Annotated in this window: 1 protein-coding gene; it reads right to left on the reverse strand. The window is 71.3% G+C overall.

Annotated elements, in window-relative coordinates; genetic code table 11:
- The coding region (locus tag NS220_RS18460) for a SufD family Fe-S cluster assembly protein (protein WP_193755424.1) at nt 1–544 on the reverse strand (544 nt) is incomplete at both ends.

The following is a 544-nucleotide window of genomic DNA, read 5'->3' on the forward strand; positions in this document are numbered from 1 at the left end:
CGGTGCCGGTGGCATCCGGTCCGATGAGCACGTCGCCGATCCACACGCTCCGGGCGCTCTCGCCCTGCAACGCGCCCTTGTAGAGCACGTCGCCGACCGTGTGCGGTCCCTTGTGGTGCAGGTAGACCTGCGACTCGAGGTGCTGACCGGCGTCGGAGAACGACAGGCCGTACAGGCGCCCCTCGGCACCCGGACCCGAGAGCTCCACGGAGGGGTTGACCCGCACGACGCCGCCGCCGAAGCTCACCACGACGTGCGTGAGCTTGGCGTCACGGTCGACGCGGGCCTGGTGCGAGGCCGCGTGGATCGCGTCGTCGTTCCAGTTCTGCACCGAGACGACGGTGAGCTCTGCGCCGTCGCGCACGATGATCTCGACATTCTGCGCGTGCTGCGCGGTGCCCTCGTGGCGCAGCACGACGGTGCCGCGCGAGTGCGGCTGCGCCTCGATCACGACGTGGGCGTGCGCGAGGCCGCCCGTGCCGGTGAGGCGCACGACGACGGGTTCGTCGAGCTCCACGTTCGCGGGGATGCGCAGCAGCGGAGC

Origin of the sequence: Microbacterium testaceum (assembly GCF_001476655.1) — a bacterium.
In the GTDB taxonomy this organism is placed as follows: domain Bacteria; phylum Actinomycetota; class Actinomycetes; order Actinomycetales; family Microbacteriaceae; genus Microbacterium; species Microbacterium testaceum_C.